A 17080-nucleotide genomic window follows, 5' to 3' on the forward strand; every position below is an offset into this window, starting at 1 on the left:
GGGAATCAGCCCTGTACCGCCAGGACCAGTGGCAGCACCTCCTGGGCGCCGGCACGGCGGAGCAGCCGGGCCGCGACGGCGAGGGTCCAGCCGGTCTCGGTGTAGTCGTCCACCAGCAGCACCGGTCCGCGCTGCTCGGCCAGTGCCGAGGCGAGGGCGGGCGGCACGGTCAGCGCCCCGTCGAGCGCCTTGAGTCGCTGGGCGCTGTTGCTGCGGGACATCCGGGGCGCGTCGCCCGCGTACGCGAGCGAACCCAGCAGCGGCAGCCGGCCGATCTCGGCGATGCGGGCCGCGAGGGAGTCGATCAGTTGCGGACGGGTGCGTGAGGGGACGCTGACGACACCGACCGGTCGTGGCCTGCTGTCCGGCGCCCCCGAAACCCAGCCGTCGGGAGCCTTCGCCCAGTCCGCCAGGACTCCGACGACGGCCTTGGCCACGTCGTCCGGTACCGGGCCGTCGGGAGCCTGGGGCGCCAGCATGGGCCGCAGCCGGTTGCCCCAGCCGATGTCGGACAGTCGCCCCAGGGCGCGGCCGGGCGCCGCCTGTTCACCGGCCGGGATACGGCCCTTCAGGTCGACGCCGATCGCGGGCAGGCCGGTGGGCCACATGCGGCGCGGCTCCACCTCGACGCCCGCCCGGACCAGATCGGCGCGAGCGGCGCCGAGCGCGTCGGCGGACGTCTCGGCGGTGAAGCGCGGGCCGGCGCAGTTGTCACAGCGGCCGCAGGGCTTGGCGCCCTCGTCGTCCAGTTGCCGCTGCAGGAACTCCATCCGGCAGCCCGGTGCCGACACGTAGTCGCGCATCGCCTGCTGCTCGGCCTTGCGCTGCCGCGCGACCCACTCGTACCGCTCGGCGTCGTAGGTCCACGGCTGTCCGGTGGCGATCCAGCCGCCCTTGACGCGCTTCACCGCACCGTCGACGTCGAGGACCTTGAGCATGGTCTCCAGGCGGGAGCGGCGCAGCTCCACCAGGGGTTCCAGCGCGGGCAGCGACATGGGGCGATCCGCGCGGGCGAGGATGTCGAGCGTGCGCCGCACCAGGTCCTCGGGGGGAAAGGCGAGTGAGGCGAAGTACTCCCAGATCGCCTCGTCCTCCTTCCCCGGCAGGAGCAGCACCTCGGCGTGTTCGACGCCGCGTCCCGCACGGCCGACCTGCTGGTAGTAGGCGATGGGGGAGGAGGGCGAGCCGAGGTGCACCACGAAACCCAGGTCCGGTTTGTCGAAGCCCATGCCGAGCGCCGAGGTGGCGACCAGCGCCTTGACCCGGTTCGCCAGGAGGTCTTCCTCGGCCTGCTGCCGGTCCGCGTTCTCGGTCTTGCCGGTGTAGGCGGTGACCGTGTGTCCGCGTCGGCGCAGGAAGGCGGTGACCTCCTCGGCGGCGGCCACGGTGAGCGTGTAGATGATCCCCGAGCCTGGCAGCTCGTGGAGGTGATCGGCCAGCCAGGCCATGCGCGCCGGGGCGTCCGGCAGGCGCAGCACGGCCAGGCTGAGGCTCTCCCGGTCCAGCGGTCCGCGCAGCACCAGGGCGTCCGAGGTGCCACCCGTACCGAGCTGCTCGGCGATGTCGGCGGTCACGCGCGCGTTGGCGGTGGCGGTGGTCGCCAGGACCGGCACGCCGGCCGGCAGATCGGCGAGCATGGTGCGCAGGCGCCGGTAGTCCGGGCGGAAGTCGTGGCCCCAGTCGGAGATGCAGTGGGCCTCGTCCACCACGAGGAGGCCGGTCGCGGCAGCCAGCTTCGGCAGCACCTGGTCACGGAAGTCCGGGTTGTTGAGCCGCTCCGGACTCACCAGCAGGACGTCGACCTCTCCCGCGGCGATCTCGTCCTGCACCGCGTCCCACTCCTCGGTGTTGGACGAGTTGATGGTCCGGGCGTGGATGCCGGCCCGGGCCGCGGACTCGACCTGGTTGCGCATCAGCGCGAGCAAGGGGGAGACGATCACGGTCGGGCCGCTGCCCCGGGCCCGCAGCAGGGCCGTGGCCACGAAGTAGACCGCGGACTTGCCCCAGCCGGTGCGCTGGACCACCAGGGCCCGGCGCCGGTCGGCGACCAGCGCCTCGATCGCCCGCCACTGGTCCTCGCGCAGCCGGGCCGCGCCGGAGGCGTCCCCGACGAGGCGGGCGAGGACCGTGTCCGCGGCCGACCGGAGGTCCGCGTTGCTCGTGTGCTCCATGCGTCCCATACAACAGCACGGCACTGACAAACGGGCACGGATCGTAGTCGAGCGACGGGCGGAAGGCGGTCGGGCAGCGGTCGGACGGCGCGACGAGAGAGGTCTCGCGGGGCCTCACATCTCCGGTGCCCTGCCCCGTCCGGACCCGGTGCCGTGCCCCGCCCGGACCCGGTGCCGTGCCGGTCGCCGCGCCAGGTGTCGTGTCCCTGATCGGAGTTATCCACAGGGCGAAGCGGAATCTCGTGATCCGCGAGATCGTCGGGCCATGACGCATCACAGCGAAACGACAGGACCCTCCGACAACGGCGACGACGGCGGCATCGGCCGAGGTCAGCGCCCGGACAGCCTCGCACACACCGCCTACGACGGTCACACCGACGAACACCGGATCACCCTGCGCACCCCGGCCGAACTGGCCGACGCCCTTCCCTACCTCCTCGGCTACCGCCCGGAGGACAGCATCGTCCTGGTCGCGCTGCACGACCGGGACGGACGAGGCCGCTTCGGCGGCCGGGCCCGCCTCGGCGTACCCGCGAACCCGGACGACTGGGACTCCGCGGCCCGGCAACTGGTGCACGGTCTGGTGACCGGCAGTGAACGCAGGGGCGCCCGGCCCGAGCAGATGGTCGCCTACCTCTGCCAGGAACCTTCGAAGGGGGAAACGGGCCGGCAGGTGATGTCCCGGCTGCGGCCGCTGGCACAGAAGCTCCGCGTCGAGTGCGGCACCTTCGACGTCCCGGTGGTCGAAGCCCTGTGCATCTCCGACGGACGCTTCTGGTCGTACTGCTGCGACGACCGGTCGTGCTGCCCGGCCGAGGGGGTCCCGATGGGCCTGCCGGGTACGTCCGTGCTGGCGGCGGCCGCCACGTACGCGGGCATCCAAGTGCGAGGCACCCTCCGCGAACTGCGGGCCAGGCTGCTGCCCCGGGACGACTTCGCCGCGGAACAGCAGGCCGCCCTGGACCGGGCCGGCCTGGCGCTGATCCCCCGCATGCTCGGCGAGCAGGAGGGCGCGGACGTGGCGCGGGAGACCCTGGCATTGGCGGACCGTGTCATGAAGCGGCTGGGCGAAGCCCCGTTCCTGGTGGGCGCGGCGGAGTCGGACGTTCGCGACGACGGGCTGCTGGACCACGACGAGGCCGCGAAGCTGATCATCGGGCTGCAGGACCGCACCACGCGCGACCGCGCGGCCGAGTGGATGGAGGCCGACGAGGCCGGCCCGGCCCTGCGCCTGTGGCGCGCGCTGGCCCGCCGCTGCGTCGGTTCGTACGGCGAGCACGCGGCCGCGCCCCTCACCCTGGCGGGCTGGGTCGCCTGGTCCGCCGGAGACGAACTGGAAGCCCGCGAAGCGCTGGCCATGGCCATGGGCGCGGACCCCGAGTACCTCTTCGCCCGTCTGCTGCACCAGGCGTGCAACGAGGGACTCGACCCGGAAGCGGTACGTCACTGTCTGCGCGCGGCGCGGGGAGACCGGCTCCGGAGCGGTGCCGAGGAGGCGGAAGATGCCCAGGGAGCGGCGGCTCCCGCGATCGAGCCGGCCCCCGGCGCAGGGAAACCTCCGGTGTCCGAGCCGGCCCCCGGCGCAGGGAAACCTCCGGTGTCCGAGGTGGCCCCCGGCACAGGAAAACCCCCGGTGTCCGAGCCGGCCCCCGGCGCAGAGAATCCCCGACTTCTGGCGTCCGATGTGGTCCCCGGCACCCGTCGTCGACGCACCCGTACGGCAGCCCCGGCTGACAACCGCCATCGCCCCGGAGTACCTGGAGTACGACGAGGCCGGGAGCCGGGGACGAACACCGTGCGCCCGCACGCTCCCGCCGGTAGCGCGCGTCCGGGTGGCACGCCGACCGGCCGTACGACGCGTCCACGTGCCGCGTCCAAGGGAGAAGGCACCCGACGGGACGCCCACCCGGGGACGCACGGCGCGGAACACCCCGGGAGCGAGGAGTGACCGCGCTCCCTGCGGAACGCCCGCCGGTCCAGCGCGGGCCCGCCCGCCCGACCGGCGCCCAGCCCTCGGCTGCGCCGACGACACGACATGAGCGGCGCCCGCTGCTGACGAGGGCCGTCCGGATCGGCCGGATTCTCCGCCGGGTATCCGGACGCGGGCGTGACTCGAAGGACATCGGCTCCGTTCACCTGAGTGGCGGAGCGCCCGTACGGGCCCTGCTGCCGCACCGCTCCCGCGGCTCCGGAGCCCGCACCCGGTCCCGCTTCTGCCCGAGGCGTATCGAGCGCAGAGGAAGCCCTCCCATGCATCAGCCGACTCCGCCGAACGGCGCCGACGACCCAAGGTCTGCCATGAGCGGTGCTCCTCTGCCCCGTGGGCCGGCCGGGGGTCCGACCGGCCGACAGCGTGACCTGACCCGTGGACCGGCCGAGCACCCTCCGGCGCCCCGCAGGTCCGGTGACCTACCGCCCACCCACCTCGGCATGGTCTGTGTCGCTCTTCCCGGCCTGGCCATCTCCACGGAACAGGGACAACTGACCGGCCGCGGTCTGGAAGGGTTCTACCGCGCGGGCGTGCGGCTGCTCTCCCGGTGCCGGCTCCTCATCGGCGGGCGGGAACCCGTCCCCGTGCAGGCCCGGATGACCGCCGCCGACCGTGCCCGCTTCGTCGGGACCCTGCGGGTGACCTCGCCGTCGGCACCGGACCCGGACGTGATGATCGAGCGGATCCGCCACGCGGACGGCACGGAGCGGATCACGCTGCGCAACTGGACGCAACGCCCCCTGCGGTTACCGGTCGAAGTGGCCCTCGGCACCGACCTGGCCGACCTGGGCGCGATCGCGGCGGGCGCCGATCTGCCCGAACGACCGGCGACGGTCCACGCATCGGGTCTGCGATGGTCCGGCCCCGCGGGAACCTCGTCCGTCACAGCCGACCCGCCGCCCGCCGACGCGCTTGCCTCGGCCGGACTGCTGCGCTGGGAGTTCACCCTGCCACCCGGCGGCAGCTTCTGCTTGGAGCTGAGAGTTCGACCGGACGGGGCGGAACCGGTACGGGCCGTGGGGCGTGCGGCGACCAGCCCGTTCTCCCTGCCGGAGGCGACGGGCGACGACCCCCGGGCGCGGGCGCTCCTGCGCACGAGCGTCGAGGACCTCCGGGCCCTGCTCCTGCGGGACCCCACCCACCGAGCCGACGTTCATCTGGCGGCCGGCGCACCATGGCGTTGCGGTCTGTCCCCTGCCGAGGCACTCACCGCCGCTCGTATGACGCTGCCCCTCGGCACCCGCCTCGCCGCCGGCACCCTTCGTATCCTCGCCCGCGCGCAGATCTCCACCCCAGGACCGCGGTACGGCATGATCCCGGGGGCCCGACGCGATGCCGGCCCGCACCTGCCACCTGGTTGTACCGGCATCGAGGCCACCTTGCTCTTCCCCGTCCTCCTCGCGGAAGCCCGTCGCTGGGGACTACCGGAGCAGGACACGGGAGAACTGCTCCCGGCGGCCGAGCGCTGCCTGACCTGGCTGCGCACCACCGTGGGCGACGGCACCTATGTGCACGATCCACACCCCGGCGGCCCCGCCCGCTGCGACACGCAGGCCCACGCCCACCGGGCAGCCCTGCTCGGCGCCGATCTGCTCGACGCCCACGGCAGACCGGGCGGTGCCGGACTGCGGCAGTGGGCGAGCGAACTGCGGACCGTCTTCCGGCGCGACTTCTGGATCAGCGACCCCGGTGGCGGCCGACCCGCCGCCGCCCGCGCCCAGGACGGACGCCCCGTGCCCCACCTCAGCTCGACGGCGGCTCACCTCCTCGACACCGGATTGCTGGGCGGAGGTGCGCACGCCCTGGGCCTGCTGGACAAGAGGCAGACCGACCACCTCGCCCGGCTGCTGGGAACCCCGGCCATGGACTCCGGCTGGGGACTGCGGAGCCTCGGCGTCAAGGAGGCCGGCTACAACCCGTTCGGCCACCGCTCGGGCGCCGTGCGGGTCCACGAGACGGCGATCGCGGTGGCGGGACTGGCCGCCGCCGGCTACGAGAAGGAGGCGGGCGCGCTGCTGCGCGGCGTCCTCGCAGCGGCCGAGGCGTTCGGCCACCGGCTGCCCGAGATGTACGCGGGAGAACAGCGCACCGACGGCAGCGCCCCCCTGCCGCACCCCGCTGCCTGCCGCCCCGCCGCCACCACTGCGGCAAGCGGCGTCCTCCTGCTGACCGCCCTCGCCGGCATCCGCCCGGACGCCCCCGCCGGCACGGTCACCCTGCGCCCGGTGCGCAGCGCCCCCCTGGGTGAGATCGCCCTCACCGGGCTGAGAGTCGCGGGCGCGTCCTTCTCCGTACGGGTCAGCAGACTCGGACTGGCCATGGTCGAGGAGGCCGCCGACGGGCTGCAACTGGGGGTATGACCTGCGCTGACACAGCACCGCCCGGAGGCTCGGAACAGGGGATGCGAAACATGCCGGTCATCGGCGGGCCACCCACCGGCGGTGCTGCCGAACGACGTGTTTATCGTCAGGCAGACGACTATGATCGCGGCATGCCCTACGACCCGTCAGCCTTTCCGCCTTTCGCCGTCACCGTGGACCTGGTCGTGCTGACCGTGCGCCGTCATTCCCTGTGCGCGCTGGCGGTGCGCAGGGGCGAGGCGCCGTATCAGGGACGCTGGGCCCTCCCCGGCGGCTTCGTCCGGGCCGACGAGGACCTGGCGCAGGCCGCGGCACGCGAACTGGCCGAGGAGACGGGACTGTGCGTCCACGACCCCGCGGTGCCCGTGCAGGACAACGGAGCCCACCTCGAACAGTTGGCGACGTACGGCGACCCCAAGCGCGACCCCAGGATGCGGGTGGTGAGCGTCGCCCACCTCGCTCTCGCTCCCGACCTCCCCGCGCCGCGCGCGGGCGGCGACGCGAGCAACGCCCGCTGGGCACCGGTCGAGGAACTGTTGGAGCAGGCCGGATACGGCCGCGACGGCGAACCCGTGGCACCCCTGGCCTTCGACCACGCCCAGATCCTCGCCGACGGCGTGGAACGAGCCCGCTCCAAGATCGAATACTCCTCGCTGGCCACGGCGTTCTGCCCGCCCGAGTTCACCGTCGGCGAGCTGCGCCGCGTCTACGAGGCGGTCTGGGGCGTGGCGCTCGACCCGCGCAACTTCCACCGGAAGGTCACGGGCACCCCGGGGTTCCTCGTCCCCACCGGAGGGACCACCACACGCCAGGGAGGCCGCCCGGCCCAACTCTTCCGCGCCGGCGGCGCGACGCTGCTCAACCCGCCCATGCTGCGCCCCGAGGTCTGACGCGACGTACCGGGGCGTCGGTACTGCCCCCATGTACCCCGAACGACTCGGACAGCGGCAAGGGACCAGCAACCAGCAACCAGCAACCAGCAATCAGGAACCAGCAACCGTCGACCAAGAACTGGCGATCAGCAACTGACGATCAACGATCAACGACTGACAGTCGATGGCCAATGATCGACAGCCGACGACCAGTAACCGCCACCCGATGACCGGCGACCGACGACCGGTACGACCAGCGATCGACGGCTGACGACCGATCACGAGAAACCGCCCCCGAGATCCCCCGAGACCTCCCAGACCGCCCCCCGAGACCGACGAGAGCAGCAACCGTCGGGCACAGACCCCGCAGCACCGGCCCGCGCCCCGGCGATGCGGGCCCTGCGGTGCCCGCAAAACCGGACATACCGCGCTATCTTGCTGCGGGTGATCCAGGCCATCGGACTGACCAGCAACCCTCGCAAAGAGCTTCCGCCCGCCGTCGACGACGTCTCCTTCGAGGCGCACGCGGGCCGCGTCACCGCACTGCTCGGAGCCCCGGGCGCCGGCAAGACGACAGTGCTGAGACTCATGCTCGAACTGCAACGCGGCCGTGGCGTCACCCACTTCAGAGGCCGCCCCCTGCATCGCATCGCCTACCCGTCCCGGGAAGTCGGCGTCCTGCTGGGCGAGGTACCCGGACACCCGGGCCGTACGGTCCGCGGACATCTGCGCATGCTGTGCGCGGCGGCGGGAGCCCCGATCCGCCGCGCCGACGAGATCCTGGAAGCCGTCGGACTCGTGAGCCTGCGCGACGAACGCCTCGGCAGCCTGTCCCGCGGCACGGACCGCCGCCTCGGCCTGGCCTGCGCCCTGCTCGCCGATCCGCACACGCTCGTGCTCGACGACCCGGCGGGCGGCCTGTCCACCTCCGAGAGCCGCTGGCTGCACGACGCCCTGCGCGCGTACGCCACCCAGGGCGGCACCGTCCTGTACGCCACGGCCGACCCGAAGGAAACCGCGCGCACCGCCGACCGCGTGGTGACCCTGGAGCGGGGCAGGCTCGTCGCCGACCAGGAAGCCGCCGACTTCTCCCGCACCCGGCTCCGCCCCCGCGTCGCCGTCCGCACCCCGCACGCCACACGCCTCGCCGCCCTCCTCGCCAAGGAGGCCCGCACCACGCACCGTTCCATCGAGGTGGTCCGCGAGGGCGGCAACCGCCTCTCCGTGTACGGCAGTACATGCGCCGACGTCGGCGAAGTCGCCTTCCGGAACGGCGTTCCCGTGCACCAACTGGCCGACGAGACGGGGGACATGGGCCCGGGTGCCGGGGTGCCACAGGCCCGGGCGGCGCAGGCCCGATCCTCCGCCGCCCCGCAGCCGTCCACAGGCGGCCCGCACGAGCCTCCGACGCAGGCACCCTCCTTCGTCGCCCCGCGGTCACCCACAGCCGGCCCGCGCGAACCCTCGACGCAGACGGCGCCCTCGTCCGCCGCCGCCCCCAAGGCACTCACAGGCGGCCCGCACGAGCCTTCGACGCCGGCACCCACGTCCGCTGCCCCGGAGCCACCCACGGACGGCCTCCCGAAACCCCAGCCGTCCCGCGCGTCCCAGAAGACACACCAGACGCTTCAGCCTCAGCAATCACCCGAGCCCCTGCACACACCCGGCCCGTTCAACCCCGCCGTCCCGGCTCCCGGTGCCTCCTCCCCCCTCCCGCCCCCCATCTCCGTCCGCTCCGCCCCCAGCCCCCTGCGTCCCCTCCGCTACGAGTTCCGCCGCGCGGTCGGGATCGCCACCGGGTTCGTCACCGGGGCCGTCGTGCTCGTCGCCTCCGCCGTCACCGCCGTACTCCTGGCCCGCGTCGGTCACACTCCGCAGCCGCGGCTGCTCGCCGCGTGGCCGCGAGAGCTGCCTCTTCCGCCCGCGGCGCTCGGGGCGGGACTGCTGGGCGCGCTCGCCTTCGGGGACGAGTTCCGCCACCCCGCGCTGGCGGCGGACCGCGGCACGGTGCCCCGCAGACTGGGGCTGCTGACCGCGAAACTCCTGGTCGCGGCGGCCACCGCGCTGCTGCTGGCAGTCCTCACGGTGGGCTGCGACGCCCAGGTGCTCTACCTGTTCTACGGACGGGACCTCGCGGAGGTTCCCGCTGACTGGCCGACGCTCGGTGCCGGTTGGATCTGCCTGGTGGTCGGCTGCGCCTGGGCCGGTGTGCTGGCGGCGGGCGTCTTCCGGTCGACCACGGCCGGGCTGGCGGCCGTGGTCGCCGTACCCGTCCTCGTCGTGCCCCTCGTACAAGCGGTCTGGGAGGGCCACTCCGTGCGGACCGCGGCGGACTTCCCGCTGCGGCTGCGCGAAGTGCTCCTGACGCAGTGGCCCTTCGGCGGGGAGCGGTACGTGGAGGCCGTGATGCTCGCGCTCGCCCAACCCGTCGGCAGTGCGCTGATGTTGTCCCTGGCCACCCTGCTCTGTGCGTATCTGGTGACGACCCTGCGCGGCAGGGTCCGATGACCACCCTCCGTGACCTCCCGGTCCGGCCCTGTGCGCAACTCCCCGGGGAAAGCCCATTTCTTTCCGATAAGGCGTCAATTGCGACGGGGTGATCGATCACCCTTTCGTGTGCTTTTCACCAAAGACCTCAAGGGAGTTGGGAACAGCGCCGACAAAGGATGCGTGAGTACCCTTGCGCACACCATGATGACCGCCGCCCGCTCCGCCGATTCCGGCCTCGCGAACCCGGGCGAACTCGACCGCTACCCCTACGCCGAGGCGCCCGCCGTCGACCGCGTCGGAATCCCCGCCTGGGAAGGGGCGGACTCGGAGCTGGGCCGCGTGGGCCGGCGTGCCGCGGGCAGCCGCGGACGCGGGCTGCACGGGCAACTCGTCCAGCAGCTCGGCCAGATGATCGTTTCGGGCGACCTGGGTGCCGACCGCCCGCTGGTGCCGGAGGAGATCGGCCAGCGTTTCGAGGTGTCCCGTACCGTCGTCCGCGAGTCGCTGCGCGTGCTGGAGGCCAAGGGCCTGGTGAGCGCCCGGCCGAACGTCGGCACGCGCGTGCGTCCCGTCAGTGACTGGAACCTCCTCGACCCGGACATCATCGAATGGCGGGCGTTCGGACCGCAGCGCGATGACCAGCGGCGGGAGCTGAGCGAGCTGCGCTGGACGATCGAGCCGCTGGCCGCGCGCCTCGCCGCCGGGCACGGGCGCGAAGACGTGCAGCAGCGCCTTACCGACATGGTCGGGATCATGGGCCACGCCATGGGCCAGGGCGACGCGCTCACCTTCGCCCGCGCCGATGCCGAGTTCCACTCCCTGCTGATCCAGGTCGCGGGCAACCGCATGCTGGAGCACCTCTCCGGCATCGTGTCCGCCGCCCTCCAGGTCTCCGGCGGCCCGGTCGCCGGCTGTGACCGGCCGACCGAGGCGTCGCTGGCGCAGCACGCCCGGATCGCCGACGCGCTGGCCGCGGGTGACGGCGGCGCGGCCGAGACGGCCATGCGCCAACTGCTGACCGTCCACCCGGAGGTGGAGCGCGTGGTGCCCGCCCCGCGTGAGCACTGACCGCCCCACCGAAGCGGCGCGGGCCGGGCGGGCCACCCCCTCCTGTGGCGACGCCCGGCCGGTTCGTCGCGGCCGTCGACCCCGCAGCGCCGCCACGGCCCTGCGGGGTCCGGTGGTGTGATCACACAGCTCCCCGGCCTGCTCGGGCCGTCATCATCGACGATCACGTTTGTACGCGTTTGAGCACTGATGAGCGCTTACGGGGTGTGACTCGGGCCACGCGGATTGGGCGTAACGCTCGCGGAAACAACGCGATGACCTAAGAGGTGACAGCCGAGGAGGGAATACGGACGCCGTTCACGGCGCTGTGCATCTCCCGGCCCCCGCCCGCGCCGTCGGCCCATCCCCAAGCCGGCGGTCGGCTCCTGTCCACCATGGACGGGGCCGGAAGCCGTTTTCAACGTTCCGAGAGGTTGTTCGTGTCGGCCAGCACATCCCGTACGCTCCCGCCGGAGATCGCCGAGTCCGTCTCTGTCATGGCGCTCATTGAGCGGGGAAAGGCTGAGGGGCAGATCGCCGGCGATGACGTGCGTCGGGCCTTCGAAGCTGACCAGATTCCGGCCACTCAGTGGAAGAACGTACTGCGCAGCCTCAACCAGATCCTCGAGGAAGAGGGTGTGACGCTGATGGTCAGTGCCGCAGAGCCCAAGCGCACCCGAAAGAGCGTCGCAGCGAAGAGCCCCGCCAAGCGCACCGCCACCAAGACGGTCGCGGCGAAGACGGTGGCCACCCGGAAGACCGCCACCGCCGCCACCCCGGCAGCGCCCGCCGCCGACCCCGCCGCCGAGGACGAGACGCCTGCCAGGAAGGCGGCCGCGAAGAAGACGACCGCCAAGAAGGCGGCCGCCAAGAAGACCGCCACCGCGAAGAAGACGGTGGCCAAGAAGACCACGGGCAAGAAGGACGACGCCGAGCTCCTCGAGGAAGAGGTGCTGGAGGACACCAAGGTCGCCGACGAGCCCGAGGGCACCGAGAACGCCGGCTTCGTGCTGTCCGACGAGGACGAGGACGACGCGCCGGCCCAGCAGGTCGCCGCGGCCGGTGCCACCGCCGACCCGGTCAAGGACTACCTCAAGCAGATCGGCAAGGTCCCGCTGCTCAACGCCGAGCAGGAGGTCGAACTCGCCAAGCGCATCGAGGCCGGTCTGTTCGCCGAGGACAAGCTGGCCAACGCCGACAAGCTCGCCCCGAAGCTCAAGCGCGAGCTGGAGATCATCGCCGAGGACGGGCGCCGCGCCAAGAACCACCTCCTGGAGGCCAACCTCCGCCTGGTGGTCTCCCTGGCCAAGCGCTACACCGGCCGCGGCATGCTCTTCCTGGACCTCATCCAGGAGGGCAACCTCGGTCTGATCCGCGCGGTCGAGAAGTTCGACTACACCAAGGGCTACAAGTTCTCCACGTACGCCACCTGGTGGATCCGTCAGGCGATCACCCGCGCGATGGCCGACCAGGCCCGCACCATCCGTATCCCGGTGCACATGGTCGAGGTCATCAACAAGCTCGCGCGCGTGCAGCGCCAGATGCTCCAGGACCTGGGCCGCGAGCCCACCCCGGAGGAGCTGGCCAAGGAACTCGACATGACCCCCGAGAAGGTCATCGAGGTCCAGAAGTACGGCCGTGAGCCGATCTCGCTGCACACCCCGCTGGGCGAGGACGGCGACAGCGAGTTCGGTGACCTCATCGAGGACTCCGAGGCGGTCGTCCCGGCCGACGCGGTCAGCTTCACGCTCCTCCAGGAGCAGTTGCACTCCGTCCTGGACACCCTCTCCGAGCGCGAGGCGGGCGTCGTGTCCATGCGCTTCGGTCTCACCGACGGTCAGCCGAAGACCCTCGACGAGATCGGCAAGGTGTACGGCGTCACCCGCGAGCGCATCCGCCAGATCGAGTCCAAGACCATGTCGAAGCTGCGCCACCCGTCGCGTTCCCAGGTGCTGCGCGACTACCTCGACTAGGTCACGCCCGTACGGCCGGCAAGGCCCGGTTCCCCGTGGGGGACCGGGCCTTCACGCGTGTCCGTGCGGACACCGCCGCCGGTCCGGGGGTGCGGGGTGCCGCCAATTGGATCACTCTGGGTGTCTCATCGGCACCCAGAGTGAGGAGTCTGCATGCGCCACCCTTCTGCTCGGGCACTGGCCCGGCCGTTGGCCCTGGCGGTCGCCGCGACCGTCATACCGCTGATGTCCGCCGCCCCCGCGTCCGCCGACAGCGTTGTCGTCGGAGGCTTTCCCGTCGAGGTGTCCGAGAGTCCGTGGACGGTGGCCCTGACCAGCCGTGACCGGTTCGGGGGTACGAGGGCGGGGCAGTTCTGCGGGGGAGTGGCCGTCGGCCGGACCACCGTGCTGACGGCGGCGCACTGCCTGGGCGCGGAAGCCCTGGGCGGGCCACCCGAGCAGGTACGTGACCTGAAGGTCGTCGCGGGGCGCGGCGACCTCCTCTCGGGGGAGGGGCGCGAGATCGCGGTCCGTGACATCTGGGTGAACCCCGGACACGACGACGTGGCCAACACCGGCGACTTCGCCGTGCTCACTCTGGGCGAGGCGCTGCCGCCCGGCTCCGCCATAGCCATGGCGCCCGCCGGTGATCCCGCCTACGAGCCCGGCACGGCGGCCGTCGTCTACGGGTGGGGGGACACCTCGGGCGCCGGCGACTACCCGACGACCCTGCACGCGGCACGCGTGCGCGTACTGTCCGATTCCGTCTGTGAGCAGGCGTATCCGGGCGGTGAGGTGGGCCAGTACCGCCCCGACACGATGCTCTGCGCGGGCGAGGAGCACGGCGGCCGGGACGCCTGCCAGGGGGACAGCGGCGGGCCGCTGGTGGCCGGCGGGAAGCTCATCGGCCTCGTCTCCTGGGGCGGCGAGTGCGGCCGGCCGGGCAGTCCGGGGGTCTACACGCGCCTGTCCGCCGTCCTGCGGACCCTCGGGTGGGACGGCGGGGCCGACGCGGCCTCCTAGGGCGTCACACGGGCGGCCAGGGGCGGTCTGAGGCCCGCTGGGGCATGAGCGAGGGCGGCTCCCTCCGGGTGTGGAGGGGGCCGCCCTGGTTCCCGGCCTGTGCCGGGTTCGCTCGTCGTGGGACGCGATATATCAGCGCTCTTCTTCGGGGGCGCTTGTCTGGTCGGCGGTCAGGCGCTCGGTCTCGTCCTGTATCTCAGCGGCGATCTTCTTGAGTTCCGGCTCGAACTTGCGCCCGTGGTGGGCGCAGAAGAGCAGTTCTCCGCCGCTCAGCAGGACGACGCGCAGGTACGCCTGGGCGCCGCAACGGTCGCATCGGTCAGCGGCCGTCAGCGGGCTCGCGGAAGTCAGAACAGTAGTCACGTCGCCTCTTCTCTAGCTCGACGAGCTGTCGTACCAGGGTCAACATCCAACCAGCCCCAAAACGTTCCCGCTCGTGGCATTTCCTCGAAAAAAACTTCCCGAGGAGGCTGGCTGTTGCCGGTTGGCGGCGAATGTGCCGTATTGCGTGTCTATGTGTCGTACGGGTTCGCGCTGTCGGTCAGTGTCAGTAGTCCCGGCCGGCTGGGTTGCCGGTTTGTTCAAGAGGACGTGCCCGGAGCCTAAATGGTTCATGCCTCGAAGGGAACGTGATGTGTACTTCACTCCATCGAAGGATCGAACACGCATGCGACTGTGGACTAGGCTGAGCCGTCGACGAGGGTGGCGTGACAACGGCTCTACCAGGCATCGGTACCCTCTGACCGGTGAAAGACCCCGCGCCCTTACCCACCAGGGCCCCATCTGAAATTCAGCGAGGAGCGAACCGCGTGACCGCCGAGACGTCCGTGCCGTCCACAGCTCTGCTGGCAGGAGCAGACCGGGACGGTTCCAACTACACCGCGCGGCACCTGCTCGTCCTCGAGGGGCTCGAAGCCGTGCGCAAGCGCCCTGGCATGTACATCGGGTCCACGGACAGCCGCGGCCTGATGCACTGCCTCTGGGAGATCATCGACAACTCCGTCGACGAGGCCCTCGGCGGCTACTGCGACCACATCGAGGTCATCCTCCACGACGACGGCTCGGTGGAGGTCCGGGACAACGGCCGCGGCATCCCCGTGGACGTCGAGCCCAAGACCGGCCTGTCCGGCGTCGAGGTCGTCATGACCAAGCTGCACGCCGGCGGCAAGTTCGGCGGCGGCTCGTACGCCGCTTCCGGTGGTCTGCACGGCGTCGGCGCCTCCGTGGTGAACGCCCTCTCCGCGCGTCTGGACGTCGAGGTGGACCGTGACGGGCACACCCACGTCATCAGCTTCCGGCGCGGCGTGCCCGGCGCCTTCGCCGCCGCGGGACCCGACGCCGGGTTCGAGGCCAAGAGCGGGCTGCGCAAGGCCAAGAAGATCCCCAAGACGCGCACCGGCACGCGCGTGCGGTACTGGGCCGACCGGCAGATCTTCCTCAAGGACGCCAAGCTCTCCCTGGACAACCTGCACCAGCGCGCCCGCCAGACCGCGTTCCTGGTGCCCGGCCTGACCATCGTCGTCCGCGACGAGTACGGCCTCGGCGAGGGCGGCAGCAAGGGCGAGGAGTCCTTCCGCTTCGACGGCGGCATCAGCGAGTTCTGCGAGTTCCTCGCCACCGACAGGCCCATCTGCGATGTGCTCCGCTTCACCGGGCAGGGCACCTTCAAGGAGACCGTCCCCGTCCTGGACGACCGCGGCCAGATGACCCCGACCGAGGTCACCCGCGAACTGGGCGTCGACGTCGCGCTGCGCTGGGGGACCGGCTACGACACGACGGTCAGGTCGTTCGTCAACATCATCGCCACGCCCAAGGGCGGCACCCATGTGGCCGGCTTCGAGCAGGCCGTCACCAAGACGATGAACGAGGTGCTGCGCGCCAAGAAGCTGCTGCGCGTCGCCGAGGACGACATCGTCAAGGACGACGCCCTCGAAGGGCTCACGGCGGTCGTCACGGTCCGGCTCGCCGAACCGCAGTTCGAGGGGCAGACCAAGGAGGTGCTCGGCACCTCCGCGGCCCGCCGTATCGTGAACAACGTCGTCACCAAGGAACTCAAGGCGTTCCTGACCTCCACCAAGCGGGACGCCGCCCAGCAGGCGCGGGTCGTCATGGAGAAGGCCGTCGCCGCGGCCCGTACCCGGATCGCCGCCCGCCAGCACAAGGACGCCCAGCGTCGCAAGACGGCCCTGGAGTCCTCCTCGCTGCCGGCCAAGCTCGCCGACTGCCGCAGCGACGACGTCGACCGCAGCGAGCTGTTCATCGTCGAGGGCGACTCCGCGCTGGGCACCGCCAAGCTCGCCCGGAACTCCGAGTTCCAGGCGCTGCTGCCGATCCGCGGCAAGATCCTCAACGTTCAGAAGTCCTCGGTGTCGGACATGCTGAAGAACGCCGAGTGCGGTGCGATCATCCAGGTCATAGGAGCCGGCTCGGGCCGGACCTTCGACATCGACGCGGCGCGCTACGGCAAGATCATCATGATGACCGACGCCGACGTGGACGGCTCCCACATCCGTACGCTGCTGCTGACGCTCTTCCACCGCTACATGCGGCCCATGGTCGAGGCCGGCCGCGTCTTCGCCGCGGTGCCGCCGCTGCACCGCGTCGAGCTGGTCCAGCCGAAGAAGGGCCAGGACAAGTACGTCTACACGTACTCGGACCGGGAGCTGCGCGACAAGCTCATGGAGTTCCAGACCAAGGGCATCCGGTACAAGGACTCCATCCAGCGCTACAAGGGCCTTGGCGAGATGGACGCCGACCAGTTGGCCGAGACGACCATGGACCCGCGGCGCCGCACCCTGCGCCGGATCAACCTCACCGACCTGGAGTCCGCCGAGCAGGTCTTCGACCTGCTGATGGGCAACGACGTCGCCCCCCGCAAGGAGTTCATCTCGAACTCGGCGGCGACGCTGGACCGGTCGCGCATCGACGCGTAGTCGCCGACACGCGGGACGGACGGGGCAGACGGGACGGGCGGGACGGTCTTGGGGGAGCGCCCCGGGCCGTCCCGCGAAGCTCTGTACGGGGCTTCCGCTGCGAGGACCAGGCGGTTCCGTACGGGGCTCCCGCTGCGAGGCCCAGACGCCTTCTCCACCCGTGGGTGGAGGTCCGCCGTGTGACGATCCACCCGTGATCCACCCTGGCTCCGATCCCGTGACCTGCCGCTTTCCGTAGCGTC

General features: G+C 71.8%; 10 protein-coding genes. 8 read left to right on the top strand and 2 right to left on the bottom strand.

All coding sequences use genetic code 11. The features are described from left to right. Window positions 1–5: 5 nt before the first annotated feature. Window positions 6–2171 carry a RecQ family ATP-dependent DNA helicase gene (locus IE316_RS18495; RefSeq protein WP_190205500.1) on the bottom strand — a complete coding sequence of 722 codons (2166 nt, stop codon included), beginning with the start codon at window positions 2169–2171 and terminating at the stop codon, window positions 6–8. A 265-nt stretch (window positions 2172–2436) separates the two neighbouring features. Between IE316_RS18495 and IE316_RS18500 the strand changes: the two genes are divergently transcribed. From IE316_RS18500 to IE316_RS18530, 7 genes are all read left to right on the top strand, one after another. After that, a complete protein-coding gene (locus IE316_RS18500) occupies window positions 2437–4119 on the top strand; it encodes a DUF4192 domain-containing protein (RefSeq protein ID WP_190205501.1) in 1683 nt (560 codons plus the stop codon). Window positions 4120–4601: 482 nt separating this feature from the next. Further along, window positions 4602–6521, top strand: a complete 1920-nt coding sequence (locus IE316_RS18505) for a glycogen debranching N-terminal domain-containing protein (RefSeq protein WP_190205502.1) — start codon at window positions 4602–4604, stop codon at window positions 6519–6521. 131 nt (window positions 6522–6652) lie between these two features. Next, on the top strand, window positions 6653–7411 hold the full coding sequence (locus IE316_RS18510; protein WP_190205503.1) for an NUDIX hydrolase: 759 nt from the start codon (window positions 6653–6655) through the stop codon (window positions 7409–7411). Between the two features lie 426 nt (window positions 7412–7837). Next, a complete protein-coding gene (locus tag IE316_RS18515) occupies window positions 7838–9901 on the top strand; it encodes an ABC transporter ATP-binding protein (RefSeq protein ID WP_190205504.1) in 2064 nt (687 codons plus the stop codon). A 162-nt stretch (window positions 9902–10063) separates the two neighbouring features. Beyond that, the gene (locus IE316_RS18520) at window positions 10064–10951 is read left to right on the top strand and encodes a FadR/GntR family transcriptional regulator (RefSeq protein ID WP_190205505.1); all 888 of its coding nucleotides are present in this window, start codon (window positions 10064–10066) and stop codon (window positions 10949–10951) included. Window positions 10952–11370: 419 nt separating this feature from the next. Further along, window positions 11371–12903 (top strand): RNA polymerase sigma factor, encoded by a 1533-nt coding sequence (locus tag IE316_RS18525; RefSeq protein WP_190205506.1) that lies wholly within the window; start codon window positions 11371–11373, stop codon window positions 12901–12903. A gap of 153 nt (window positions 12904–13056) precedes the next feature. Continuing rightward, window positions 13057–13905: a S1 family peptidase gene (locus IE316_RS18530; RefSeq protein ID WP_190205507.1), complete on the top strand. Its 849-nt coding sequence runs from the start codon at window positions 13057–13059 to the stop codon at window positions 13903–13905. A gap of 132 nt (window positions 13906–14037) precedes the next feature. Here the strand turns inward: IE316_RS18530 and IE316_RS18535 are convergent, their stop codons facing one another. Further along, window positions 14038–14268, bottom strand: a complete 231-nt coding sequence (locus IE316_RS18535) for a DUF7455 domain-containing protein (protein WP_190205508.1) — start codon at window positions 14266–14268, stop codon at window positions 14038–14040. Window positions 14269–14714: 446 nt separating this feature from the next. Between IE316_RS18535 and IE316_RS18540 the strand changes: the two genes are divergently transcribed. Next, the gene (locus IE316_RS18540) at window positions 14715–16838 is read left to right on the top strand and encodes a DNA gyrase/topoisomerase IV subunit B (RefSeq protein WP_190205509.1); all 2124 of its coding nucleotides are present in this window, start codon (window positions 14715–14717) and stop codon (window positions 16836–16838) included. Window positions 16839–17080: the final 242 nt, after the last annotated feature.

The organism is Streptomyces fumanus (assembly GCF_014655295.1).
GTDB classification, from domain to species: domain Bacteria; phylum Actinomycetota; class Actinomycetes; order Streptomycetales; family Streptomycetaceae; genus Streptomyces; species Streptomyces fumanus.